Source organism: Catenibacterium sp. (genome assembly GCF_052354645.1).
In the GTDB taxonomy this organism is placed as follows: domain Bacteria; phylum Bacillota_I; class Bacilli_A; order Erysipelotrichales; family Coprobacillaceae; genus Catenibacterium; species Catenibacterium mitsuoka_A.
In genome coordinates, this window is record NZ_DAWDDM010000304.1 from 1 (window position 1) to 2,275 (window position 2,275).

The 2,275-nt window shown below is 32.4% G+C and carries 2 protein-coding genes; one reads left to right on the plus strand and one right to left on the minus strand.

What is annotated here, in order from left to right:
• On the minus strand, positions 1–1,388 hold a 1,388-nt coding region (locus ACT8VG_RS10320), incomplete at its 3' end, for an ABC transporter ATP-binding protein (RefSeq protein ID WP_444195816.1).
• Positions 1,389–1,432: 44 nt separating this feature from the next.
• Here ACT8VG_RS10320 and ACT8VG_RS10325 point away from each other — a divergent pair.
• On the plus strand, positions 1,433–2,275 hold an 843-nt coding region (locus ACT8VG_RS10325; RefSeq protein ID WP_444195817.1), incomplete at its 3' end, for a TIGR01212 family radical SAM protein.

Here is a 2,275-nt window from a genome sequence, read left to right on the forward strand (position 1 = left end):
AAATTTAAAGAAGAGAAGACTGTGTTTGTATCTTCTATAGACACAAATAAGCGGATCATCATATAAACTAACGCAATCATACGACCAATAGAAATAAGTGTTCCATAACTCATCTTCTTCATATATACATCATTATCTACTTCATAGTTCTTTTCATAACGTTTAATAAGTGTTTCGGGAGCCTTTGTGACTACATCTATTTTGTCATCTCTTAATAAATCTGGATATGTCTTATCTATATCATGATGGAAACAAACCAATTGATCCTGATAGAAATTATCTTCTATTACTCCCACTACTTTATATGTTTCATCTTCTAATAGATGACATGTGAACTGTGATTTGAGTTTATGAGATAAATTATGAGTAATAATGACTTCATTTGTATGATGAGGAAAACGACCTGAAAGCAGCTTGATATGATTTTTCTTAGCAGGTAAACGAATCAACAAGGCATTAACTCCTTTGATATACCCACTTTCTATATCAAAATGTTTTGTACCTTTTTCTTTTAAAGACAATGGTTCTCCATCATGACTGGATATAGTTACAATATCTTTAAGTGGTGCTTCCGTGTAAGATTTTTCTATAGAGGTAGAAAGACCATTTAAACCACTTATAATCACTAGAGATGTTACAATGACTAATATCTGAAAAAGTGAGAGTAATGCGAGTCTCTTTCTTTCTCCCAATACTTCTCTAAAACTATAACGCATAGAGAAGTGTCTCTTATGTCGAGGAATAAGAACTTCTTTATTTATATGATTGTCTTTAATTGTATGTAATGTCTGGTTCTTCATCTCTATGAGTACATCGACATATTCATCTAATAGGGATGTATCATGAGAAACAACAATGACTAAACGATCTTCAGATACTTCCTTTAAGAGTGTCATAACCTCTTTTGCCTGTTTATAATGAAGGGCACCTGTAGGTTCATCACATAAAAGTACAGGTGCATCCTTTAACAAGGCACGGGCAATAGATACACGTTTCATCTGTCCAATAGAAAGTTCATCAGGATATCTTTTCATAAGCTTTTCTATTTTTAAGCGTCTAATAATCTTATCCATCTTTTTCTTATCAAAACCAATCTGTCCAAAATAACATCCAGCCATGATATTCTCTTCTACTGTATAAGAAGGAATAAGATCATTATTCTGTTTAATAAAGCCTATCATCTTACTAAATTTTTTATCTATCACTTCATGATTAAAAGTAATTGTGCCATTATATTGCAGTAATCCACATAAACAATATAGAAGTGTAGACTTCCCACATCCTGAAGGTCCTTTGATTCCTACTAAACCAGTATCTGGAAATATATAATTCACATGATCCAATATACAAATATCATAACTCACAGTTAAGTCTTTAAGTTCTAGCATATTTTTCCCTCCATTTTATGTTATAATGAGCCAGGTGATAAAAAATGAATCCTTTTCCATATTCTTTAGATAACAAGCGTTATCATACATACAATTATTTTTTAAAAACGAGATATCATAAAAAAGTCGCAAAAGTCTCTTTAGATGCCCATTTTACTTGTCCTAATAGAGATGGGACAAAAGGCTTTGGAGGCTGTATATTCTGTTCTGAGAAAGGTTCTGGCGACTTTATTCTAGATAGTGATTCTCTTTTAGAACAGTTTAAAGCAGGTGCTGAAGTAATGAAAAGAAAGTGGCCTGAAGCTGTCTTTATTCCCTACTTCCAGGCATATACAAATACCTATGCTTCTTTAGATCAGTTAAAGAAGATCTATGAACCATTTATTGGTATGAAGGATGTTGTTGGTATTGCGATTGCGACACGTGCAGACTGCCTCACTGAAGAAATATGTGCTTATTTAGAAGAATTAAATAGAAAAACGGATGTCTATATAGAATTAGGCTTACAGACTATTCATGACAATACTGCAAAAGAAATCAATCGTTGTCATACTTATCAGGAATTCTTAGATGGACTCTCTATGTTAAGAAGACACCATTTAGAAGTCTGTGTGCATATTATTAATGGTTTACCTAATGAAACAATAGAGATGATGTTGGAGACTGCAAAAGCGGTAGGAAAACTAGATATTCAAGGTATTAAGATTCACAATCTCTATGTCACACAAAATAGTCGTCTATATAAGCTCTATTATCCTTTTAAGATGTTAGAAAGAGATGAATATATTTCTTTAGTTGCAAGACAATTAGAATATATTCCAAGTCATGTAGTCGTAGAAAGACTAACTGGAGATGCACCATTAGAAGAATTAGTAGATCCTTTATGG